The organism is Sutcliffiella horikoshii (genome assembly GCF_044809035.1).
GTDB lineage: Bacteria > Bacillota > Bacilli > Bacillales > Bacillaceae_I > Sutcliffiella_A > Sutcliffiella_A horikoshii_G.
This window is the reverse complement of sequence record NZ_CP085237.1, coordinates 3,030,026-3,053,679: the sequence shown is the minus strand read 5'-3', so window position 1 is coordinate 3,053,679 and position 23,654 is coordinate 3,030,026. Positions and strand designations below refer to the sequence as shown.

Sequence of the window (23,654 nt, the reverse complement as noted above, 5' to 3'; positions counted from 1 at the left end):
TTTTTGTTCAAACTTTCTTTTTCTACAAAAGTGAAAAAAATTCCTGCTATTTTTGAAAGAAACAGGCAAAAAAGGGACAGGATAAGTACTAGTGTAGCAAAAAAGGAGCGTAAAAAGATGAAATTTAGTGATAAACATAATCGTGCATACGGAAGTAGAGATGTTTTTGGGGTAAGTTTTCATGATTTCATTGAAAAAGAAAAGGATTCGACCTACGTGGAACTGGCATCAGAGTTCGGAATTACGATGCGTGATGTCAAGTCGTTGAAAAAACAATTGAATCGAATTCAATAAAGTCTTGACAATTAGATTTGAAAGTATATATACTAGCAAGTATCTTACATAACAACTAGTCGCGTTAATGGACTAAAATACTAGATACCGATGATGGAGAACAGTAGTTGGGAACCACATGGAAAGAGAAGAAATGCCCTGGGCTGAAAGCATTTCCCCTTGATGACTCAATGAATGAACACTCCTTAGGATCCGCTCTGAAAAAGCTTTTTCACAGATCTGCAGCTTTGATTATTGATGCAGACCGTGTAAAACCCTCTACTAGGAGATGGACGTTGCAGGCGTTAACTGCTTGAGTGGAAGTAACCGAAGGAACAGAGCATAATGCTCATATGCCTTCAACCTACTTCAATTAGGGTGGCACCACGGGACATACAACTCCCGTCCCTTGTTTAGTTAATAAACAAGGGACGGGAGTTTTTTATTTGGAAAAATAGGTAAGATGCTTTATTGATGTAATGAATTAACGTAGAGAGGGTCAGACCCCTCTTTACCACTTTAAATAACGAAAGAGGGGTCTGACCCCTTTATAAGGAGGAACCGTTAATGGCGATTCAGATACCGCGTGGTACGCAGGATATTTTACCTGGTACGGTGGAGAAGTGGCAGTATATTGAGGCGAAGGCGAAGGAGATTTGTGAGTTATATAATTATAAGGAGATCAGGACGCCGATTTTTGAGAGCACGGAGTTGTTTTTAAGAGGTGTGGGGGATACGACGGATGTGGTACAGAAAGAGATGTACACATTTGAAGACCGCGGTGGCAGAAGCCTGACACTACGTCCAGAGGGAACAGCTGCAGTGGCTCGTTCTTATGTAAATAACAAAATGTTCGGATCACCAACTCAACCAACGAAACTTTACTATATTGGCCAGATGTTCCGTTATGAACGTCCACAAGCAGGCCGCTTTCGTCAGTTCGTTCAATTCGGTATTGAAGCACTTGGAAGCAATGATCCATCCATTGATGCCGAAGTAATTGCATTGGCAGTGGAATTATATAAAAGCTTAGGTCTTAACAACTTAAAGGTGGTTATCAATAGCCTAGGTGACAAAGAGAGCCGACAAGCTCACAGAGATGCACTGATCAACCACTTCCAACCGAGAATCAACGAATTCTGTGGGGATTGTCAAGGCCGTCTTGAGAAGAACCCATTAAGAATCCTTGATTGCAAGAAAGACCGTGATCACGAGTTGATGGCAACGGCTCCATCCATCCTTGATTACCTGAATGAAGAATCCAAGGTCTATTTTGATAAAGTGGTAGCCTATCTTTCCGCACTGGGAATTCAATATGAAATTGACCCGAACTTGGTGCGCGGACTTGATTACTATTATCACACGGCATTCGAAATCATGAGCACGTCAGAAGGTTTTGGTGCAATCACCACACTTTGTGGTGGAGGTCGCTACAATGGCCTTGTTCAAGAAATCGGCGGACCCGAAACACCTGGTATCGGATTTGCTTTAAGCATCGAGCGCCTAATATCCGCCATGGAAGCAGAGAATGTGAAATTTCCTTTTGAAGATTCCATCGACTGCTACGTGGTTGCACTTGGAGACAAGGCAAAAGAAGCAGCAGTAAAGTTACTATTTGATTTAAGAAAAGCTGGAATAGTAGCGGAAAAAGACTATCAGGACAAAAAATTAAAAGCACAATTCAAAGCTGCCGACCGTTTGCAATCAAAATACACCATCGTATTTGGCGATGATGAGCTTGATAAAGGCGTTGTTTCCATTAAAGAAATGCAAACAGGCGAGCAACAGGAAGTTTCTTTCGAAGAAGCAGTAGCATTCATCACAGAAAAGAAAAGTGGGGAGAGATAAATGATGCAAGGTAGAACTTATAACTGTGGCGAAGTCCCACAATCATCCATCGGAGAAACAATTGAATTAAAAGGCTGGGTGCAAAAGCGCCGTGACCTTGGAGGACTTATTTTCTTAGACCTTCGTGACCGTAGAGGAATCGTTCAAATCGTATTCAATCCAGACGTATCCGCAGAAGCTCTACAAACAGCTGAAAATGTTCGTAACGAGTACGTTTTATATATTAAAGGGAAAGTGGTTGCGCGTGACGAGGCGACAGTAAACCCTAACCTGAAAACAGGTGCAATCGAAGTGCAGGCCGAGGCAATTGAAGTCTTAAATGCTGCGAAAACACCTCCATTCGTAGTGGACAGCAAAACAGAAGTGAACGAAGATATCCGTCTGAAATACCGTTACTTGGACCTTCGCCGTCCGGTTATGTTTGACACATTGAAGATGCGTCATGATGTAACGCGTTCTATCCGTGAGTTCTTGAACGATCAGCAGTTCATGGAAGTGGAGACACCTATTTTAACCAAAAGCACGCCAGAAGGTGCTCGTGACTATCTAGTACCTAGCCGTGTACATCCAGGTGAGTTTTACGCGTTGCCACAATCACCACAAATTTTCAAGCAGCTGTTGATGGTTTCCGGTGTAGAGCGCTACTACCAAATCGCTCGTTGCTTCCGTGACGAAGACCTTCGTGCAGACAGACAGCCTGAGTTCACACAAGTCGACATCGAGACTTCCTTCTTATCACAAGAAGAAATTATCGGCATGATGGAAGATATGATGAGAATGGTGATGAAAAATACGAAGAGTGTGGATGTGCCAGAATCCTTCCCGCGTATTACGTATCAGGATGCCATGAACAGATACGGTTCTGACAAGCCGGACACTCGTTTTGAAATGGAACTTGTTGATCTGTCCGAGCAGGTTGCTGACTGCGGATTCAAAGTATTCAGCGCAGCTGTTAATAATGGGGGTCAAGTCAAAGCAATCAATGTAAAAGGTGCGGCAAGCAAGTACTCCCGCAAAGACATCGATGCCCTTACTGAATTTGTCGCTGTTTATGGAGCGAAAGGTTTAGCATGGTTAAAAGTAGAAGCAGAAGGATTGAAAGGACCTATCGCAAAATTCTTCAATGAAGAAGAACAACAAGGTTTCATTCAATCTTTAGACGCTGCAGAAGGGGACTTGATCCTATTCGTGGCAGATAAAAAATCTGTTGTTGCAGATGCCCTTGGCGCTCTTCGCTTGAAGCTTGGAAAAGAACTTGGGCTGATCGACGAAAGCAAATACAACTTCTTATGGGTTACTGACTGGCCGTTACTAGAGTACGATGAAGAAGCAGGCCGCTACTTTGCTGCTCACCACCCATTCACAATGCCGGTACGTGAAGACCTTCCATTGCTGGAAACAAATCCAGGTGAAGTCCGCGCACAAGCGTATGACTTAGTACTGAACGGATATGAGCTTGGCGGTGGATCCTTACGTATTTACGAACGTGACATTCAAGAAAAAATGTTTGAAGTACTTGGCTTCAGTAAAGAAGAGGCAACAGAACAATTCGGTTTCCTTCTTGAAGCATTCGAATATGGAACTCCTCCACATGGTGGAATCGCCCTAGGTCTAGACCGTTTAGTTATGTTGTTGGCAGGTAGAACGAACTTGCGTGACACCATTGCATTCCCTAAAACCGCAAGCGCAAGCTGCATCCTGACAGAAGCGCCAAGTCCAGTTGCAGGTGGTCAATTAGACGAGTTAAGTTTGTCGCTAGCTGTCAAAAAAGAGTAGATTTTGCTAGACGGTGATGGCTTGAAAATACAATACCTGTGTGTTAAGATTACTTCAAGAAGTCGCAAGTCCTGATGTGTTCGTCGTATAACCTATTGTTTTGACCGAACAATAGATTATACGGGAGCTCAGAGTTTTCGTCGCTGCGTAAATGCCTTCCTCGTGAGGACTTACTACATGCATGAAACAGAGCACCCACCTGCTGTGAGCGGGGATCAAAACGAAGGCATCGACGACGGCACGATTGGGACTTGCCTACATACGAATCAAAAACCGGTATCTCGCATTATTGCGGGATACCGGTTTTTTTGTGGAGATTTGTATGACTCCTGTAGCAGCCAAAGTCACGTCAACATATTCCTCATACCCCGCCGCCCAACACAAAAAAACAACCCCCACAAAAAATGAAGGTTGTACCACAAACAATTATTACCTCGCAGATTTCCGATACCCCTTCGCCTGCGCCTCTTCTTCCGTATGAAACCATTCCACTGGCGTCGTCCGGTTATAGAAAACGCCGCCCGGAACATGATAGATGTATTCACCACGTGCGTTCTTGTTTGCTTTTATCAAAGGGGGATTTTCTTGTTGTTCCTCGGCAGCTTCTTGATCATTCTCTTCAACTTCTATATCCGAAATCATCACGTCCGAACCCCCAACTTCAGTAAGCTCCAAAGTTTGCTGCTTGCTTTCTGCTGGGGTGGAACGCTCACTTTCTTGTGTCTTTTCCAATGTTGCAGCAATCGCTTCCAATGTTTGCTTCACTTGAAACGAAGTTGTTTCCCGTGCCATCAACTGCTTATTTGTTTTGTTCAAGCGAAAGATTGTTACTAAACCACTGCCAATCACTAAGAAGTAAGATAAGGCCTTTAATAGATTTCTCAATACAAACTCCCCGCTTTCAATAAAAAAATAATATCCAGTTACTATTCCCTTCATTATAAGGTATTGAAACCCAATTCGTAAAAAAGAAAAATTCCTATCCGACTACTTGCTTTTCACCCAAAGTATGTTATATTCGATTTCGGGTACAATCTTTAAAAGACATTTAAAAAGAAACAAGCGATAAATGGAGTTGATATGCAATGTTACACCAATTTTCACGAAACGAATTGGCAATAGGTAAAGAAGGTCTAGAAACCCTTAAAAATAGTACGGTTGCAGTATTAGGAATTGGCGGAGTAGGATCTTTTTCAGCAGAAGCGCTAGCACGTTCCGGCGTCGGCCGTCTTATTTTGGTTGATAAAGATGATGTGGATATCACAAATGTGAACCGTCAGATTCATGCACTTATGTCCACAGTGGGACAACCAAAAGCAGATTTGATGAAAGCCCGAATCCAAGACATCAATCCTGATTGTGAAGTAATTGCACTAAAAATGTTCTATACAGAAGAAACGTACGAAGAGTTCTTCAGCTATGGCCTTGATTATGTCATTGATGCATCCGATACGATTTCTTATAAAATACACTTAATGAAAGAGTGTCTAAAGCGCAAGATTCCGATGGTTTCCAGTATGGGTGCTGCAAATAAGATGGATCCAACCCGCTTTAAAATGGCGGACATCTCTAAAACTCATACAGATCCTATTGCAAAAGTCATCCGAACACGTCTGCGTAAAGAAGGCATTCACCGTGGAATCAAAGTGGTATTCTCTGACGAGAGCCCGATTGTCATTCGTGAGGACGTTCGTAAAACGGTCGGAAATGATAATGCTCCAATCCGAAAAGCCAAAATGCCACCTTCCTCCAATGCATTCGTTCCGTCTGTAGCGGGACTTATCCTTGGTGGATATGTCATCAACGACATTTTGAAAGATGTTAAAATCCAACGTGTCGGTGGACAACAATAATAAAGAAAGAAGGCCTCGTCAACTCATGACGAGGCCTTCTTTTCTGTTTTTTACATTACTTCATCCTGCACGCCGTTGCCGGTCAATCTTCTTGCACGATCCATAATCTGGACGAGCATTTCATAATCTTCTTTTATCGCAACTTGTTGTTCTTCTAAATTCTTAAGCTGCTTTTCGAGGGACTGATTTTTCTGTTTAAGCAATTGATTTTCTTTTTGCAACCTCTCACTTTCCAACCGCAAGCGGTAATCAGAATTCTGATTTTGTTGGAAGCTCTGTAAAAAGTGAATGCAATCGTCTAGGGTAATGGAAGTTGGAGCAGCCGCAACTGCAGTCGCATTTCGAACTGGGAGCGGTGCATACTCTTCGTCTTCTTCTATATCATATTCAAATGGCAGGCTGACATTTTCACTGGAAGCCGCTTTTGGTGCAGGCAACCATTCCATTTCCAATAATTGATTGGATACTGTCTTAGCTGAAACAGTATCGATTTTTTGTTGTAGTTTTGCTAGTTTATCCTGCGCACGCTTTTTCTCTTTCCGTTGCTTTTTGGCTATGGCGACTGCAGGTTCATATTTTTTCCTGACTTCGGCATTCCATCTGAATCCGCATGCGGCTGATGTGCGGTTTAGTGCATCTCCCACTTCTTCAAAGGCAGCAAGTTGTGTACCACCATCTCTTATGTATCGTAAAACAGTCTCTGCAAGCAATAAATCATCCTCGTGAGACCATGCGTCTTGTCTAACTTTCATTTCAATCCACTCCTTAAAACGGTCGTTTTCTACCATCTTTTCCAGAAAAGAGGAATAATATACGAAAGTTTACTAGATTAACATAAAAAAATAAGGGGCAACTCGGCCCCTTATTTTTTCTTCTTGGTTTTTTCATATATTTGCCCAAGCGCTGTTTCGAATTTGCTTGTATCTTTCGGCTTGTAATAGGATTTGTGCTTGAGTTTGTCGGGTAAGTATTGTTGCGGCACCCATCCACTCGGATAGTCATGTGGATATTTATATTCAACCCCTCGTCCAAGAGCGGCGGCACCTTTATAGTGAGCATCCTTCAAATGGGCAGGAACTTCGCCGACAAGTCCTTTTCTGATATCCGCCAATGCCTCATCCAGCGCTTTATATGCTGAGTTGGACTTAGGAGATAGGCAGAGTTCAATAACTGCATTTGCCAAAGGAATTCGTGCTTCTGGAAATCCGAGTCTTTCTGCGGCCTCAATTGCTGATAATGTTCGTGCGCCCGCTTGTGGATTAGCCAGGCTGATATCCTCATAGGCAATTACAAGGAGTCGTCTTCCAATGCTCACTAGATCCCCCGCTTCAATCAAGCGTCCCAAATAATGAAGGGCTGCATCGACATCACTGCCGCGAATGGATTTTTGGAACGCCGAGAGAACGTCATAATGCCCGTCTCCATCTTTGTCATGATAGAAGCTTTTCTTCTGCAGGCATTCTTCAGCTGTTTCCACACCAATCATTATTCTTCCATCATCACTTGGAGTGGTGGAAAGTACCGCCAGCTCCAAAGCATTCAACGCAGAACGAACGTCCCCGCCGCAGCCATTTGCAAAATGCTCCAGGGCACCTTCAGAAAGTTCAACTTGATAATCTCCAAGACCTCGTTCCTTGTCATCCAATGCTTGCATGATGACGTGTTTGATTTCCGTTACAGACAGAGGATGAAGCTCGAAAATCTGGCATCTGCTCCGAATGGCAGGGTTAATCGCATGATAAGGGTTGCTTGTGGTGGCCCCAATCAGAACAATTCGTCCATTTTCAAGGTGAGGCAACAGGAAGTCCTGTTTTGCCTTATCAAGTCGATGCACTTCATCCAAAATAAGAATGACCTTTCCTGACATCTTCGCTTCTTCTGCCACTATTTCCATATCTTTTTTATTGTGTACTACCGCATTTAATGTCCGGAATGCATATTGTGTGCTTCCGGCAATGGCAGTGGCTATAGACGTCTTTCCTATACCGGGTGGACCGTAGAGAATCATGGAGGAGAGATGTTTTGCTTTTACCATTCTTTGAATGATTCTGCCTTCTCCTACAAGGTGCTCCTGACCTACCATTTCATCTATTGTGCGAGGCCTCATCCGAAAGGCCAGTGGTTTATTGTTCATTTAAACACCTTCCTGCATACAATGACATCTAGTGTCCCATACCCACTGTACCATAATTATCATCATGCATTAAAACAAAACAGACAAAATGTAAAACCTTTGAAATTATGCTATAATAGGATAGATTTTAATTAGAGACAGAAACGAGTAAAGACAGAAGGGTAGAGGCAGCATGCAGGAAGAGCGGAGTATAGTCAGAAGGTTGTTTTTGGCAAAATGGGGCATCTATTTTATTGGGCTGTTGATCATGGCTTTTGGAATTGTCTTAATGATACGAGCTGACTTAGGCAGCGCGCCATGGGATGTCTTTCACATCGGACTCTTCTACCAAATCGGACTCACGATTGGTACATGGTCCATCATTGTGGGCTTTTTTATTTTGATGATTTCTTCTATGATTACCAAAAAAATGCCGCCATTAGGAGCTTTTTTAAACATGCTGATGGTCGGAATATTCATTGACTTGTATATGATGATTCCACAATTGCACACACCGGAGATGTTTATCGGTAAGGTGACCATGCTCTTATTAGGCGTGGTAGTCATTGGAATTGGAATAGGCGTTTATATTTCTTCCAGATGCGGTGCAGGACCAAGAGACAGTTTGATGATTGCCCTGACCGAAGTGACAGGATGGAAAGTGCAATATATTAGATTAGGAATGGAATTAGTAGTATTATGTTTAGGTTGGCTTTTGGGTGGACCGGTCTTTATCGGAACCATACTATTCAGCCTTTCCATTGGAAGCATCGTCGGTCTGACTTTGCCTGCCTGTCAAAAAGCAGCGGACTCATTACTATATAAAATACAACATAAAAAAGATAAAAAAGTAACCTTTCCAATATAGAGACTGAATAGAAAGAGTAGAGGTGTTCGGAGATGAAAATTTCAACCAAAGGACGTTACGGATTAACCATAATGATTGAACTTGCAAAAAATGTGGGGGAAGGTCCTCTTTCGTTAAAAACGATCGCACAAACGCATGACCTCTCAGAGCATTATTTAGAGCAATTGATTGCACCTCTTCGTAATGCAGGGCTAGTAAAAAGTATAAGAGGCGCATACGGTGGCTATATTCTAGCAGATGAACCAGCGAAAATTACGGCTGGAGATATCATTCGTGTTCTTGAAGGACCAATCAGCCCGGTTGAGGTAATCGACGATGAAGAACCAGCAAAACGAGAGTTGTGGATCCGAATTCGTGATGCGGTAAAAGACGTATTGGACAGCACAACACTTGATGATCTGGCCAATTATGAAGGCGGAGATCAAGAAGCATATATGTTCTACATCTAAGAAATAGATCAGGGGAATATTAACTGTACGAAAGGAGGCGTCCTCATTGAAACAGATCTATTTAGACCATGCAGCAACGGCACCCATGCATCCAGCTGTCCTCGATAGTATGCTTCCTGTAATGAGGGAGGATTTCGGAAATCCTTCCAGTATCCATGGATTTGGAAGAAAAACAAGGCATCTGGTGGATGAGGCCAGACATGTTGCAGCCACTTCCATTGGTGCGAAAGAAACAGAAATCATTTTTACAAGCGGCGGGACAGAAGCAGACAACTTAGCCATCATCGGAGTCGCTCGCGCCAACAAATCACGCGGAAATCATATCATTACAACGCAAATCGAGCACCATGCGGTTCTGCATACATGTGAACAGCTAGAAAAAGAAGGTTTTGACATAACGTATTTGCCTGTCGATGAATACGGCCAGATTAATCTCGATGACTTGAAAGGTGCACTGACTGATCAAACTATCCTTGTCACCATCATGTATGGAAATAATGAGGTTGGAACGGTTCAGCCAATCAAAGAAATCGGCGAATTACTAAAAGAACATCAAGCTTATTTTCATACAGATGCTGTACAAGCTTTCGGACTTCTTTCAATTAATGTAAAGGAACAAGGCATTGATTTTCTTTCTATGTCTTCTCACAAAATCAATGGACCTAAGGGAGTAGGCTTCTTATATGCAAGGTCTGGGGCTACTTTTACAAACTTAACCTACGGCGGCGAACAAGAACGGAAACGCCGTGCGGGTACGGAAAATGTATCAGGGATCGTCGGCTTGAAAACAGCGATTGAACTGAGCATGGAACAAGCAGAAGAAAAAGTGGCATTGTATAAAAAATATAAAGAAACCATGCTTCAAATTTGGCACGAAGAAGACGTCTCGTTTCAGGTTAACAGCGGAGCAGAAGAAACATTGCCGCATGTGTTGAATGTTTATTTTCCAGGGACAAATGTAGAGTCCTTGCTGGTTAACATGGATTTGGCAGGAATTGCAGTGTCTAGCGGATCGGCATGCACAGCAGGCTCCATCGACCCATCCCATGTCCTAGTCGCCATGTTCGGAAAAGACTCAAACAAAATTGCTTCTTCCATCCGATTCAGCTTCGGACTAGGAAACACAATCGAAGACATCACACACGCTGCCAAAGAAACAGCCAAAGTCGTAAAAAGATTAACACGAAAGAAATAATAATACGGGGTGATCAAGATGACAAAAGAACCAAAAAACACCCGTGTAGTAATAGGAATGTCTGGTGGAGTAGATTCATCCGTAGCAGCCCTTCTCCTAAAAGAACAAGGCTACGATGTAATCGGCATTTTCATGAAAAACTGGGACGACACCGATGAAAACGGGGTTTGTACGGCAACAGAAGACTACAACGATGTCATTCGTGTCTGCAACCAAATTGGAATCCCTTATTACGCGGTAAATTTTGAAAAACAATACTGGGACAAAGTGTTCCAATACTTCTTAGATGAGTACAAAGCAGGACGCACGCCAAATCCTGATGTTATGTGTAACAAAGAAATTAAATTCAAAGCTTTCCTTGAGCATGCATTGGACCTTGGTGCGGATTATTTAGCTACCGGACACTATGCACAAGTGGAATTCCGCGACGGCGAATATAAAATGCTACGCGGGCTTGATGACAACAAGGACCAAACATATTTCTTGAATCAACTAGGTCAAGAGCAATTATCTAAAGTAATGTTCCCAATCGGCAATATCGAAAAATCAGAAGTGCGTAAAATTGCCAAACGTGCCAACTTAGCAACCGCAACGAAAAAAGACAGCACGGGAATTTGCTTCATCGGGGAGCGCAACTTCAAAGAATTCCTAAGCGGATACCTTCCTGCGCAACCTGGAAACATGTTGACAATGGATGGAGAAGTGAAAGGCAAGCATGACGGTTTGATGTATTATACTATCGGGCAACGTCACGGTCTTGGTATCGGCGGAAGCGGAGATCCTTGGTTTGTTATCGGAAAAGATTTGGAGAAGAACGTTCTGTATGTTGGGCAAAGTTTCCACAACGAATTACTATACTCTGATTCCATTACTGCTACCGATATCAGTTGGGTGTCTGACAACCCACCAGCCGATGGAACTTCACTAACTGCCAAGTTCCGTTACCGTCAAGCAGATAACAAGGTTACGATTCAGCATTTGGAGGATAACCAAGTAAAGGTTATTTTTGATGAGCCAGTTCGAGCAATTACTCCTGGTCAAGCAGTCGTTTTTTATAATGGCGACGAATGTCTTGGCGGGGGAACCATCGACCATGTCTTTAAAAACAATGAAAAGCTTTGGTATGTAGGATAAAAGTGAAAACCTCGATTCCATAAGGAATGGAGGTTTTCTCTATGATATACTAAAAAGACTTATGAAATAGATGAGGTGTCTGAACAGATGAAAGATAATAATGCGTTAGGTATTCAATACCTTCAAGAAGGAAAATACGAAGAAGCACTTGCGGCTTTTTCAAAAGAAATAGAAGAGAATCCGGATAATTCGGTAGCATATGTGAACTTTGGAAATGTCCTAAGTGCTGTCGGTGAATTAGAAAAAGCGATGAAGTTTTTTGAACGTGCGTTGGAAAAAGACGACACAATCGGAACTGCGCACTATGGTCTTGGAAATGTTTATTATCAACTAGAAAAATGGAACGAAGCAAAAGATCAGTTTGAACTTGCGATGAAAAAAGGTGTGAACGACAGTGATATCTTCTTTATGCTGGGGATGACTTTATTGCAATTTGATCAGCCAAAGCTTGCTCTTCCGTATTTTCAACGAGCTGTAGAATTGAAGCCAGAAGATGCCGAAGCAAGATTCCAATACGGATTGTGCTTAGCAGGACAAGGCTTGATTAAAGAAGCGACAACGGAATTTGAAAAGGTGGTAGAAGCTGATCCTATGCACGCCGATGCTTTTTATAATCTAGGGGTTGCCTATGCCTACCAAGAAAATAGGGAAAAAGCGTTGGAGAATCTGGATAATGCATTGAACGTACAAGCAGATCACATGCTAGCTGCCCATGCGAAAAAAATTCTTACAGAAGAAAACTAGGGAAAGGAGGGAAATCCCATGAAGGACCAAAAGCAACAATCCTCTCTCGATTTATTCGAGGAACATGAAAAGTTTATAAAAGGATCGCATCTAGTCACCATTTTCCATAATGAATCCAATATGTATTCAGTGGTGAGGATCAGGGTGACGGAGACGAATGTTGCATATGATGAAAAAGAAGCGGTCGTTACTGGTTATTTCCCTCGTATCCATGAAGACGAGACATACATATTTTTTGGACAGATGAAGGAACACCCCCGGTTCGGTCTCCAATTCCATGTAGAGCACTTTCGTAAGGATATTCCGCAAACAAGACACGGTATTGTCCAATATCTTTCAAGTGATCTCTTTTCAGGAATAGGAAGAAAGACAGCAGAGAAAATAGCGGATGCACTTGGTGAAAATACTATTTCCAAAATATTGGAAAATCCTTCTGTGTTGGATTCCATCCCAAAGCTTGCCGGCGATAAGGCAAAACTGCTGTATGACACGTTGATGGAACATCAAGGTTTAGAGCAGGTCATGATTGCCCTGTCACAGTTTGGATTTGGACCTCAGCTTTCCATGAAAATTTATCAAGCCTATAAAGATCAAACGATTGAAACCCTTCAGAAAAACCCGTATGCGCTTGTGGAAACAGTGGAAGGCATCGGGTTCGCTAGAGCAGATGAACTTGGAAATGATTTCGGGATATCAGGCAATCATCCAGATCGCATCAGGGCAGGCTGCTTGTATATGTTGGAACAGCATTCCATGCAGGATGGCCACTGTTATGTGTACGAGAATCAGCTTACCGAAGCGGTCGTCAGGCTACTAAACGAAAAGCAACATGGTTTAGTTGCAGACTCTGACATTTCTCGGGAAATTTTGCAACTGACTGAAGAAGGAAAACTAAAAGCAGAAGAAGGTAAAGTGTACTTACCTAGTCTCTATTTTTCAGAGCAAGGTGTTGTTACAAATATCCAAAGGGTGCTGGAACAGACCCAATATGCCGAACAGTTTCCAGAGTCGGAGTTTTTGCTGGCATTAGGTGAACTAGAAGACAGATTGAAGGTTCAGTATGCTCCTTCGCAAAAAGAGGCGATTCAGCAAGCATTAATGACTCCGATGCTACTTTTGACAGGAGGACCTGGTACAGGTAAAACGACCGTTATTAAAGGAATTGTTGAACTGTACGCGGATCTTCATGGTTGTTCTTTGGAACCTAATGATTACAGCAAGGAAGATCCATTTCCCATTATGCTTGTGGCCCCAACAGGCCGTGCTGCCAAGCGAATGAGTGAAGCAACTGGGCTGCCTTCTGTGACCATCCATAGGCTACTCGGCTGGAACGGTTCGGAAGGGTTTCAACATGACGAAGAAAATCCCATCCCAGGGAAACTTCTGATTGTGGATGAAGTGTCAATGGTGGATATTTGGCTTGCCAATCAATTATTTAAATCTCTTCCACAAGACGTCCAGGTTGTTTTAGTAGGGGATGAGGATCAGCTTCCTTCCGTAGGTCCTGGTCAGGTGTTAAAAGATTTACTCGCGTCCAAAGTGATACCTACTGTTCAGCTGACAGATATCTACAGACAAGCAGATGGATCGTCTATCATCGAGCTTGCGCATGATATGAAAGACGGTCTAGTGCCAGCAGACATTTCATCTGGACAGAAAGACCGATCTTTTATAAAATGTGGCCAAACGCAAATATTGGATGTAGTAAAAAAGGTGTGTGCAAATGCGCAAAGCAAAGGGTATTCAGCACGTGATATTCAAGTGCTTGCTCCGATGTATAGGGGAACAGCTGGAATAGACAAACTAAATGAAATGCTTCAAGAACTTTTTAATCCTAAAAGTGACCAAAGAAGAGAACTGAGCTTCGGCAATGTCGTCTACCGAACAGGTGATAAAGTCCTGCAGCTTGTCAATCAACCGGAAAGTCATGTTTTCAATGGTGACATCGGTGAAGTTGTCTCCATCTTTTATGCGAAAGAAAATACCGAAAAACAGGATATGGTGATTGTATCCTTTGATGGCAATGAGGTAACTTATACCAAGCAGGATCTTGGGCAGATAACCCACGCCTACTGCTGTTCCATACATAAGTCTCAAGGAAGTGAGTTCCCTATTGTGGTATTACCCGTAGTGAAAAGTTATTACAGGATGTTACGAAGGAATCTACTTTACACTGCTGTGACACGTGCCAAACGTTTTTTAATTCTTTGCGGCGAAGAAGAAGCATTAAAACTCGGAGTGCAGCGAGCGGATGAAATGGCAAGGCAAACATCATTGAAAGAAAGGCTTCAAATAAAACAGTCCGGAACGTTGCCAGACGAAGAAGTCATGGATCCTGTCCTCCAAGAAGTCCCTTTCTGGAAAGACGCCAGCATCGGCATGGAAAATATAAGTCCATACGATTTTATGGATGAAGAATAATGGCGGTGTCAATAGGCTAAATTAGGGTAATTACAAATGGGAAAGAAGCTTGTCCACCAATGGGCAAGCTTCTTTGGGTTTTTACGTGTTCACCTTACTGTTTGATTTCTGCAACAGTAAAAGTAATGGGACCGTATGCAAAGACACTTAAGTCGTCAGAAAACGGACCTTTTTGAGCTGTCAGATAATAGGTTACATTCTTTGCATCAGCAGGAATCACATCCACGAACTGAGTAACAGATTCTGTTGCATCGTCGTTTCCTTCTGCGTCAATTTCTACAATGCTTTGATAAATTAAATTTGCTGGAGAGATGTTCCCTCGATAAATTCTTGTAAATACATCTGCAAATTCCGGCGAGTTGTTGTTTACATGGTAAAGGCCATTTAGCCATACGACATTCCCTTTTTCGACATCCTTCAGAGTGGCTGTAGCAATGACTTGTGGTTGTGTGCTTAGGGGAAAGGTTAGAGATAACGGTAATACTGTAATAGGGTCGGATGTTTCATAAGCAAATTCCACTAATTTTGAATGATCCTTTTTGTGATCTTTCTTGTCATGCTTGTCGCAATGATCTTTCTTGTCATGCTTGTCGCAATGGTCCTTCTTGTCTTGCTTCTCACAATGATCCTTCTTATCATGCTTCTTATAGTCAAATTTTGCTGCATCGTCTTCCATAGCCATTTTGTGTTCACTTTTGTAATAGTAATATTTAAGCATAAATTTTCACCTCCTTTAATTGAATTCTTTACATACTATTCGATTTGCGAAATACTGCTTGGTCAAAGGTGGAGAAAATTGGCCTGTTTTTAAATGAAAACACCTATTTTAAAATGGAAAACCTTTCGCAGTATCAACAGAACCATTCAAACAAAAGCTAGTAATGTTCGAAAAGAGGTGGATTCTTTGAGAACATTTTCTCGAGTGATTGGGATGCTAATTTATGATACGGCATCAGGCAACAAGATTGGCCGAGTAAAAGATCTTTGCATGGAAGAACCAGGGCATATTAGAGGACTGATCATCGATGGAAAAGGTTTGTTCCGTCGAGCAAAGTTTCTGCCTTTTGAATACATCCGCTCCTTTGGTGATGAAGGGATCATGGTAGGAGATCATGCCCTCACACCAATTGACAAAGAGGACGGCCAAGTGTATTATCATCACTTTCACGGTATAAAAGGGAAGTCCTTTATAACGGCCGAAGGAGATAAGCTTGGCCTGTTGGATGATGTATACTTTGAGGAAGAAACGGGCACAATCGTAGGATATGAAGTAACGGACGGTTTTTTCGCAGATTTGTCAGAAGGAAAGAAAATAGTAAAGAATCCTTCAGACCTTGTCATTGGAAAAGATACCGTCGTCGTTTCTGTACTATCCTAACGCGAGGTGTCAATGATGGTCCTTTGTTGTCCTAATTGCAAAAGTAAAGATATCGGTAAAATCGGTGTGAATCAGTATTATTGTTGGGGTTGTTTTATTGAGCTTTCCGTATCCAAAGGGATGGTCCATACTCATCAAGTGGAAGAGGATGGAACGTTAAGTTCTTTGGATGATTTGTTTCATGAAGACGATCGACAAATTAGTATGTAACTAAAACTTGGGAGTGAGTCGCATGAACAGAGCTATGACATCCTTGTTAATGATTGGCCTTGGAGCCGCTGCCACTCGACTTAGCCGAAATAATGATGTGCAAAACTTTTTGGGAGATATGACTTCCAAACGCAATATGAAGAAAATGAGAAAGCAAGCCAAGCGATTGTTTTCTTAATGCATGAGCCCGTTCCTTTTAAGAGGAACGGGTTTTTTTCGTTTGAACAGTTGATTTTCGTTCCAGGTGCTTCGCTTGCCTGCGGGCGGTCCGTGAGCCTCCTCAGGCTTCCGCCTTCCGGGGTCTCACCTGTCCCTTCCTCCCGCGGGCGTCTACGCGCCTTCCACTACAATCAACTAGGTTGCTGCCGTTTTACATTTTGGACAGTCCTCCCCCTGTATCATTTGACATTATGTATAGTGAAATAGGAGCCTAAAGACAGTAGAATATACATAAAGTTCTAATTATTCTAATAATTTATTTTTCGAAAGCATGCACTCATCAAAAAGGAGGCTCATATATGTCCGACAAAGTGATGATAGGTTTAATCCAGGCATCCAATGATGTGGATGGTTCAGAGGCAGTGGAGGTCCATAAAAAGGCAGCCATTGAAAAGCATATTAAACTTGTAAGAGAAGCGAAAGCAAAGGGTGCTCAGATCATCTGTCTGCAGGAGATCTTCTACGGTCCATACTTTTGCAGTGAACAAAATGCCAAATGGTACGAGGCTGCGGAAGAAATCCCAAATGGTCCGACGACAAAATTGTTTCAAGACCTTGCAAAGGAGCTAGGTGTCGTTATTGTCCTTCCGATCTATGAAAGGGAAGGCATTGCGACGTATTACAATACCGCAGCGGTGATTGATGCGGACGGAAAATATCTCGGTAAATACCGTAAACAACATATTCCTCAAGTCGGTGTAGGAGACCAAGGACACGGGTTCTGGGAGAAATTCTATTTCAAACCGGGAAACCTTGGCTACCCGATTTTTGATACAGCATATGCAAAAGTTGGCGTGTACATATGCTATGACCGCCATTTCCCTGAAGGAGCACGCTTGCTTGGTTTAAAAGGAGCGGAAATTGTATTTAATCCATCTGCTACAGTGGCAGGACTTTCTGAATACCTTTGGAAGCTTGAGCAGCCGGCACATGCCGTGGCAAACGGTTATTATGTCGGTGCCATTAATAGGGTCGGGGTGGAAGGACCTTGGAAGATGGGCGAGTTTTATGGACAGTCCTATCTGGTCGATCCAAGAGGGTCCTTTGTTTCCATAGGAAGCAGGGATCAAGATGAAGTAATCATTGGTGAAATGAACAAAAAACTAATTCGTGAAGTGAGAGATGTGTGGCAGTTTTACCGTGATAGACGACCGGAGACATATGAAGAAATGACCGCACTTTTGCCGTAAAGGACAGAGGTAACTCATTCGCAGTTTGTGAACCTGATTCCAGTATTGAATATTGGGCACATCCGTGGATATGGGTTACCTTTTTTTATTGCGAGATGGGATAAAGGGGAGTGGGTATGTGAAAGGGACAGTGAAACGAATCGATTTAGAAGATTTAGCTGTGAATTTTATGGAAGCTAAACCGGGTTTAACGGATAGGGAAGCGCTAGAAGAAGCAAACCGCTGTTTATATTGCTACGACGCACCATGTATAGTAGCGTGTCCGACAAGTATTGATATTCCTTCTTTTATAAAAAAAATCGCATCAGGAAATTTAAAGGGTTCAGCCAAAACAATCATGAGTGCCAACCCTGTAGGGGCAAGTTGTTCGAGGGTATGTCCGACGGAGGAGTTATGTGAAGGAGCATGCGTTCTAAATCATCATACTAAACCGATTGTCATTGGTGACCTTCAACGTTATGCAACAGATTGGGCCATTCGAAACGAGCAGATTCTCTTCCAAAAAGGAAAATCCAACGGGAAGAAAGTGGCGATTGTCGGAGGAGGTCCGGCAGGTCTTTCTGCAGCGCGGGAATTGGCTCTACTTGGCTTTCAGGTGACCATATTTGAAGCGGAAAAAGAAGCGGGTGGACTTAATACGTATGGCATTGTCTCCTTCCGCTTACCTAAAAGTGTTTCTTACTGGGAAGTGGAACAGGTCAAAAGCTTGGATGTGGAGATACGGACCAATACAAGAGTGGGAGTGGACATTTCCGTAGAGGAAATATTGACTGACTATGATGGTGTGATATTAGCAATTGGCATGGCCAGTGTTCCGATGCTTGGAATTGAAGGAGAAGAACTTAATGGAGTATATGATGCCATTGATTTTGTAAAAGAAACAAAAACCAACAGCATTACCGACAAATTCAAAGGAAAGAATGTGGTGGTCATTGGGGCAGGAAATACTGCAATCGATGGTGCGACATGTTCGGTAAGACTTGGAGCGGAAAATGTAAAAATACTATATCGAAGAACTCATGAAGAGATGACCGCCTATGACTTTGAATATGAGTTTGCTAAGCAGGATGGAGTGGAATTCCGCTGGCTTACAGCGCCGAGTAAAATAATCGGTAACGAAAAAGGAGAAGTCACTTCCATTGAATGTATAAAGATGGAACTTGGAGCACCAGGTGCCGATGGAAGAAGAAGGCCTGTGAAAGTGGAAGGTTCTGAATTCACACTGCAAGTAGACGCAGTAATTAAGGCAATCGGGCAGACGAGGTATACAAATCTCATTGAACAATTTGGTCTCATTCACGACGATGGCGTTGTGAAAATAGATACGCATACTCATCAAACCTCTAATGAAAAAGTATTTGCCTGCGGAGATGTCGTGTTTGGGAAGGGGCAAGGAGAAGCCATGGTGGTAACTGCTGCGGAACAAGGAAAACTTACCGCATATGCCCTTTATGAAAAACTGGTGAAAAATAAAGTAGAGACGGCTTAAAAATTGTGTGAGGGGGAAAGCATTTGGCAGATCTATCGATAAATTTGGCAGGTATTAAAGCGCCTAATCCATTCTGGCTTGCTTCTGCACCGCCTACTAACTCAGGTTATCAAGTACAGCGCGCTTTTGAAGCAGGATGGGGAGGCGCTGTATGGAAGACGCTCGGCGATCCGATTATAAATGTGTCGTCTCGTTTTGCAGCGGTCAGTTTCAATGGCCAGCGGGTAGCGGGCTTCAACAACATTGAGCTCATTACCGACAGGCCTCTGGAAGTGAACTTAAGAGAAATTGAAGAAACAAAAAAGAAGTTTCCAGATCGAGCGGTCATCGCTTCTTTGATGGTGGAACCAAAACAGGAAAAATGGCATGAGATTGTGAAAAAGGTAGAAGCTGTCGGGGTCGATGGACTTGAGTTGAATTTTGGCTGTCCACACGGAATGGCTGAACGGGGAATGGGTTCTGCATCCGGTCAGGTTCCGGAGCTTGTGGAGAAGCAAACATATTGGGCAAAAGAAGCGGCCAATACACCTGTAATTGTTAAATTAACGCCTAATATCACTGATATTACTGTTACGGCAGAAGCAGCAGTCAGAGGGGGAGCAGATGCTGTCAGTATGATCAACACCATAAATAGCCTCGCAGGTGTGGATCTTGATAGTTGGAACACGATACCTCATGTAGGCGGTAAAGGTGCTCATGGCGGATATTGCGGACCTGCTGTAAAACCGATTGCCCTGAATATGGTGGGGGAATGTGCAAGAAACCCAAGAGTAAATGTGCCGATTTCCGGAATGGGCGGAGTCTCTAATTGGCAAAATGCGGTCGAGTTCATGTTGATGGGGGCAACTGGTGTTCAAATCTGTACGGCAGCTATGCATCATGGGTTCAGAATTGTGGAAGACATGTTGGATGGGCTGAACAATTACTTAGATGAAAAAGGAATTGCCAGGGTCATGGACCTTGTTGGAAAATCTGTTCCGAAGTATTCAGATTGGGGCAACCTTGACCTAAACTACAAGATTGTAGCAAGAATCAATCAAGACACCTGTATTAACTGCAACAAATGCCATATCGCTTGTGAGGATACTTCCCATCAATGTATTGATATGCTGAAGGATTCATCTGGTAAATCGTACTTGCAGGTAAGAGAAGAGGATTGTGTTGGCTGTAATTTATGTTCGATCGTCTGTCCGGTGGAGGATGCGATCACCATGGTGGAGCTTGCGCATGAACAGCCGCCGATGACTTGGAATGACAGACAGTCTGCTCTTGGATTATTGAAGCAATTTGAAGTGGATACGGTTAAATAAGGGGGAAGGACAAATGCCAGCAATAAAACTAATTAAGAACGGAATAATTGTGACGGCAAGTGACCAGTATGAAGCAGATATTTTAATTGATGGAGAAACCATCACTTCTATTGGCCTTAATCTTTCATCAGCAGATGCGGAAGTAATTGATGCAAAAGGCTGCTATATCTTCCCGGGTGCGATAGATCCCCATACTCATCTGGATATGCCATTCGGGGGCACTGTAACAAAGGATGACTTTGAAAGTGGAACAATGGCGGCAGCTTTTGGAGGAACGACATCCATCATTGATTTCTGTCTGACAGAAAAGGGCAGACCGCTTCAAGATGCTATTAAAACCTGGCATGACAAATCAAAGGATAAAGCGGTTATCGATTATAGTTTCCATTTGATGATCGGTGAAATGAATGAATCGGTAATGAAGGAGCTTCCACAAGTCATTGAAAAAGAAGGGATCACCTCTTTTAAAGTATTTATGGCATATAAAAATGTGTTCCAAGCAGATGATGCAACCCTCTTTCATACTTTAAGGGCAGCGAAAGATCTTGGCGCACTTGTGATGGTTCACGCGGAGAACGGAGATGTCATTGATTATCTGACCAAGGAAGCACTCCAAAAAGGAAATACAGACCCGATATATCATGCTCTTACAAGACCTCCAGAGGTGGAAGGGGAAGCGACTGGAAGAGCTGCACAACTTACTTCTCTTGCAGATTCGCAACTTTATGTGGTTCATGTATCCTGTGCGGAAGCAGTAGAAAAAATTGCCGAAGCAAGAAATAAAGGGGTGGAAATTTGGGGAGAAACCTGTCCACAATACCTGGCGCTTGATAAAAGCTACTTGGAAAAACCAAACTTTGAAGGCGCCAAATATGTCTGGTCCCCGCCGCTTCGTGATAAATGGCATCAAGAAGTATTATGGAATGCCTTAAAAAGCGGCCAGCTTCAGACGCTTGGCTCTGATCAATGCTCGTTTGACTTTGAAGGTCAAAAAACGTTGGGGAAAGGTGACTTTACCAAAATTCCAAACGGTGGGCCGATGATCGAAGACAGAGTCAGCATTTTGTTTTCAGAAGGTGTGAAAAAAGGAAGGATATCCATCAATCAGTTCGTTGACATTGTATCCACCCGAGTTGCTAAGCTTTTTGGCATGTTTCCCCAAAAAGGGACCATTTCCGTTGGCGCCGATGCCGATATCGTCATTTTTGACCCAAACCATGAAAGGGTAATATCCGCTTCTACACACCATATGTCCGTTGATTATAATGCATTCGAAGGAATGAAAATAACCGGTGAACCTGTATCTGTCTTGGTTCGAGGTGAGTTTGTCGTCCGCGACAAGCAATTTGTCGGTAAGGCCGGAAGCGGGCAATATATTAAACGCAATAAATATGGAGCAACATCCCAACTTAAACAGAACGAGACCTTGTCCATCTGACCTACCAAACCTAAAAATTCTATTCCATCAACCTCCGTATGCTTGACCTACACTATCACCCTAGGTCAAGCATTTGTTATATCAAAGAAAATAACGATATTTCCTTGCAGTTCGGAGTGCAGGGTGAGAGACTCCGATAGCGGTAGGTTGAGACCCCTGAAGCGTTGTGAGGAGGCTCAAGCACACGCCCCGCTGAAAGCGATCACCCGGAACGGAGATCTGCAAGAATTGGTAGAAATCATAAATTCTATAATGGGGTGTTGTGATGAAAAAGAATGAAAGTTACCTGAAATCGCCTGACCTGCTGCCAATCTCTCACTCAAACAGAAAAATCGGCACACTCGGCTTTGCCGTCATGTGGGTCGGTATGGCGGTAGTCCTCGCTGCTTTTGCCATCGGTGGAGCAGGCGTGCAAAGCTTATCACTCGGCTGGGTAATAGTTGCAACGATCATCGGAAGTGTAGCCATCGGATTGTTCATGACCATTACAGGGGACATAGGGATTGAACATGGTCTCTCCTTCCCGGTTTATATGCGGGCGCCGTTTGGAACAATAGGGACACACATCCCTTCCATCATTCGCGGTTTGGCGGCATCCTTCTGGTTTGGTATCAACACCTACTTCGGTGCCACTGCCATGAATGCCATTCTATTTACACTAACAGGCTTTGATAACTGGTTTGTATGCTTTCTCATCTTTGCTGCTGTCCAACTATTAAATACAGCACTTGGCATTAAGGCGGTGGAGCGTTTTGCTGATCTTGCGGCACCAATCATTATCATTATTTCTGCCTGGATGTACACCACCCTTTCAGACAGGGCTTTATCACAAGGCAGGGAAGTATGGTCTTGGATTGAAAGTCCTGTAACAGGAGGGGCGGCAGTAACGGCATTCCTGATTGTCATTTTCACCAACATGGGATTCTGGGCAACATTGGCAGCAGATATCCCTTCTATCTCCCGTTTTATTAAAGCGCCTAAATTTGAACGAAACTGGTTAAAGAGAAACAAATCCAGCATTGTCGGAAGCGTCATAGCCTTACCACTTACACAAACCTTCATGGTAGCTATCGGCGGTGTCTCTTATATCGCAGTATCAAACTATGATCCTGTTGTGGCATTGCAAGAAGCAGCCAGCGGTATTGTTTTAGGCGTACTGTTATTGATGATTATCTTTGCACAATGGTCCACCAATGCTTCTGCCAACCTCATTCCGGCTGCAACTATCTTCTCCAACGTTGGAGGCCCAAAAGTTCCGTTCTGGGCAGGCGTTGTCATTGCTGGGATCGTCGGTTCTGTTGTTCAACCTTGGAACCTTTTTGGGATACTTATTCCGGTTCTGTTAATTGTCGGCGGGATTCTTTCTGCAATCGTGGGGATTTTGTTTGCAGATTACTATTTATTAAGAAAACGCCGCGTGAATGTTCATGATCTCTATGAAAATAATGGCCAGTTCAAGTATACAAAGGGCTTTAATTTAGCAGGTTTTATTTCTTGGTTTGTAGGAGGAGCAGCAGCATACTATCTTGCGAACTACTCTTTTATCGTCGGTTTTGTAGTGGGCGGAGGGTTATATTACATTTTGGCAAAATATTGGTATTTTAAAAAGTACCAGCAGGCTGAAATTGAGGATCCTGATGATAAGAAGTATCTTGGCATTACAGTTGGAAGAGATTGGATTATTGTGGACGAAGCAGATGCCTATGAGGAACCAAAAGAACTTTCAAGTTAATATGTAAGGAGGAA

At 43.0% G+C, this 23,654-nt stretch carries 23 protein-coding genes and 1 other RNA gene; 20 read left to right on the top strand and 4 right to left on the bottom strand.

Translation table 11 applies throughout. From position 1 onward, the window contains the following. Nucleotides 1-117: 117 nt before the first annotated feature. The 5 genes from LG307_RS16015 to ssrS all read left to right on the top strand — a co-directional run bounded on the left by LG307_RS16015 (nt 118) and on the right by ssrS (nt 4,152). Nucleotides 118-294, top strand: coding sequence for a hypothetical protein (locus LG307_RS16015; protein ID WP_010196002.1), 177 nt, complete (start codon nt 118-120; stop codon nt 292-294). Between the two features lie 107 nt (nt 295-401). Beyond that, entirely contained in the window at nt 402-590 is a 189-nt protein-coding gene (locus LG307_RS16010) for a hypothetical protein (RefSeq protein ID WP_404443987.1), read from the top strand. 250 nt (nt 591-840) lie between these two features. Further along, nucleotides 841-2,121 (top strand): histidine--tRNA ligase, encoded by a 1,281-nt coding sequence (hisS, locus tag LG307_RS16005; RefSeq protein WP_404443984.1) that lies wholly within the window; start codon nt 841-843, stop codon nt 2,119-2,121. A 3-nt stretch (nt 2,122-2,124) separates the two neighbouring features. Then, complete coding sequence (gene aspS, locus LG307_RS16000; protein WP_404450476.1) at nt 2,125-3,897, top strand: aspartate--tRNA ligase; 1,773 nt, start codon at nt 2,125-2,127, stop codon at nt 3,895-3,897. A 65-nt stretch (nt 3,898-3,962) separates the two neighbouring features. Further along, nucleotides 3,963-4,152, top strand: a non-coding RNA gene (ssrS, locus tag LG307_RS15995) — 6S RNA. A gap of 174 nt (nt 4,153-4,326) precedes the next feature. Here ssrS and LG307_RS15990 read toward each other — a convergent pair. Beyond that, nucleotides 4,327-4,782 carry a hypothetical protein gene (locus tag LG307_RS15990; RefSeq protein WP_404443981.1) on the bottom strand — a complete coding sequence of 152 codons (456 nt, stop codon included), beginning with the start codon at nt 4,780-4,782 and terminating at the stop codon, nt 4,327-4,329. A 200-nt stretch (nt 4,783-4,982) separates the two neighbouring features. Here LG307_RS15990 and LG307_RS15985 point away from each other — a divergent pair, with 200 nt between their 5' ends. After that, complete coding sequence (locus tag LG307_RS15985; RefSeq protein WP_404443979.1) at nt 4,983-5,750, top strand: ThiF family adenylyltransferase; 768 nt, start codon at nt 4,983-4,985, stop codon at nt 5,748-5,750. Between the two features lie 50 nt (nt 5,751-5,800). On the opposite strand, the gene LG307_RS15980 is transcribed toward LG307_RS15985, so the two are convergent. Together LG307_RS15980 and LG307_RS15975 are read right to left on the bottom strand one after the other, a co-directional pair. Then, the gene (locus LG307_RS15980) at nt 5,801-6,502 is read right to left on the bottom strand and encodes an RsfA family transcriptional regulator (RefSeq protein WP_404443976.1); all 702 of its coding nucleotides are present in this window, start codon (nt 6,500-6,502) and stop codon (nt 5,801-5,803) included. A gap of 110 nt (nt 6,503-6,612) precedes the next feature. Beyond that, on the bottom strand, nt 6,613-7,884 hold the full coding sequence (locus LG307_RS15975) for a replication-associated recombination protein A (RefSeq protein ID WP_404443974.1): 1,272 nt from the start codon (nt 7,882-7,884) through the stop codon (nt 6,613-6,615). 172 nt (nt 7,885-8,056) lie between these two features. On the opposite strand from LG307_RS15975, the gene LG307_RS15970 reads away from it, so the two are divergent. The 6 genes from LG307_RS15970 (at nt 8,057) to LG307_RS15945 (ending at nt 14,674) form a co-directional block, all read left to right on the top strand. Further along, a complete protein-coding gene (locus LG307_RS15970) occupies nt 8,057-8,731 on the top strand; it encodes a YitT family protein (RefSeq protein ID WP_404443971.1) in 675 nt (224 codons plus the stop codon). A 32-nt stretch (nt 8,732-8,763) separates the two neighbouring features. After that, nucleotides 8,764-9,180 carry a cysteine metabolism transcriptional regulator CymR gene (cymR, locus tag LG307_RS15965; protein WP_088018959.1) on the top strand — a complete coding sequence of 139 codons (417 nt, stop codon included), beginning with the start codon at nt 8,764-8,766 and terminating at the stop codon, nt 9,178-9,180. A gap of 46 nt (nt 9,181-9,226) precedes the next feature. Continuing rightward, nucleotides 9,227-10,375, top strand: a complete 1,149-nt coding sequence (locus LG307_RS15960; protein WP_404443969.1) for a cysteine desulfurase family protein — start codon at nt 9,227-9,229, stop codon at nt 10,373-10,375. An 18-nt stretch (nt 10,376-10,393) separates the two neighbouring features. Then, the gene (gene mnmA, locus LG307_RS15955) at nt 10,394-11,509 is read left to right on the top strand and encodes a tRNA 2-thiouridine(34) synthase MnmA (protein WP_404443966.1); all 1,116 of its coding nucleotides are present in this window, start codon (nt 10,394-10,396) and stop codon (nt 11,507-11,509) included. A gap of 87 nt (nt 11,510-11,596) precedes the next feature. Continuing rightward, the gene (locus LG307_RS15950; protein WP_404443963.1) at nt 11,597-12,253 is read left to right on the top strand and encodes a tetratricopeptide repeat protein; all 657 of its coding nucleotides are present in this window, start codon (nt 11,597-11,599) and stop codon (nt 12,251-12,253) included. 18 nt (nt 12,254-12,271) lie between these two features. Next, nucleotides 12,272-14,674, top strand: a complete 2,403-nt coding sequence (locus LG307_RS15945) for an ATP-dependent RecD-like DNA helicase (RefSeq protein WP_404443961.1) — start codon at nt 12,272-12,274, stop codon at nt 14,672-14,674. Nucleotides 14,675-14,768: 94 nt separating this feature from the next. On the opposite strand, the gene LG307_RS15940 is transcribed toward LG307_RS15945, so the two are convergent. Further along, nucleotides 14,769-15,392, bottom strand: coding sequence for a hypothetical protein (locus tag LG307_RS15940; protein ID WP_404443958.1), 624 nt, complete (start codon nt 15,390-15,392; stop codon nt 14,769-14,771). Between the two features lie 186 nt (nt 15,393-15,578). On the opposite strand from LG307_RS15940, the gene LG307_RS15935 reads away from it, so the two are divergent. From LG307_RS15935 to LG307_RS15900, 8 genes are all read left to right on the top strand, one after another. Then, on the top strand, nt 15,579-16,052 hold the full coding sequence (locus tag LG307_RS15935) for a PRC-barrel domain-containing protein (protein ID WP_404443955.1): 474 nt from the start codon (nt 15,579-15,581) through the stop codon (nt 16,050-16,052). Nucleotides 16,053-16,067: 15 nt separating this feature from the next. Further along, nucleotides 16,068-16,262 (top strand): hypothetical protein, encoded by a 195-nt coding sequence (locus tag LG307_RS15930; RefSeq protein ID WP_047969446.1) that lies wholly within the window; start codon nt 16,068-16,070, stop codon nt 16,260-16,262. A 22-nt stretch (nt 16,263-16,284) separates the two neighbouring features. Then, nucleotides 16,285-16,440, top strand: coding sequence for a YrzQ family protein (locus tag LG307_RS15925; protein ID WP_082153507.1), 156 nt, complete (start codon nt 16,285-16,287; stop codon nt 16,438-16,440). Nucleotides 16,441-16,780: 340 nt separating this feature from the next. Then, the gene (locus LG307_RS15920) at nt 16,781-17,671 is read left to right on the top strand and encodes a nitrilase-related carbon-nitrogen hydrolase (protein WP_148987725.1); all 891 of its coding nucleotides are present in this window, start codon (nt 16,781-16,783) and stop codon (nt 17,669-17,671) included. A 169-nt stretch (nt 17,672-17,840) separates the two neighbouring features. Further along, a complete protein-coding gene (locus tag LG307_RS15915) occupies nt 17,841-19,160 on the top strand; it encodes an NAD(P)-dependent oxidoreductase (protein WP_404450475.1) in 1,320 nt (439 codons plus the stop codon). 23 nt (nt 19,161-19,183) lie between these two features. Then, on the top strand, nt 19,184-20,470 hold the full coding sequence (gene preA, locus LG307_RS15910) for an NAD-dependent dihydropyrimidine dehydrogenase subunit PreA (protein WP_404443951.1): 1,287 nt from the start codon (nt 19,184-19,186) through the stop codon (nt 20,468-20,470). Between the two features lie 13 nt (nt 20,471-20,483). Continuing rightward, nucleotides 20,484-21,908, top strand: coding sequence for a dihydropyrimidinase (gene hydA, locus LG307_RS15905; RefSeq protein WP_404443948.1), 1,425 nt, complete (start codon nt 20,484-20,486; stop codon nt 21,906-21,908). A 265-nt stretch (nt 21,909-22,173) separates the two neighbouring features. Further along, entirely contained in the window at nt 22,174-23,640 is a 1,467-nt protein-coding gene (locus LG307_RS15900) for an NCS1 family transporter (protein ID WP_404443946.1), read from the top strand. Nucleotides 23,641-23,654: the final 14 nt, after the last annotated feature.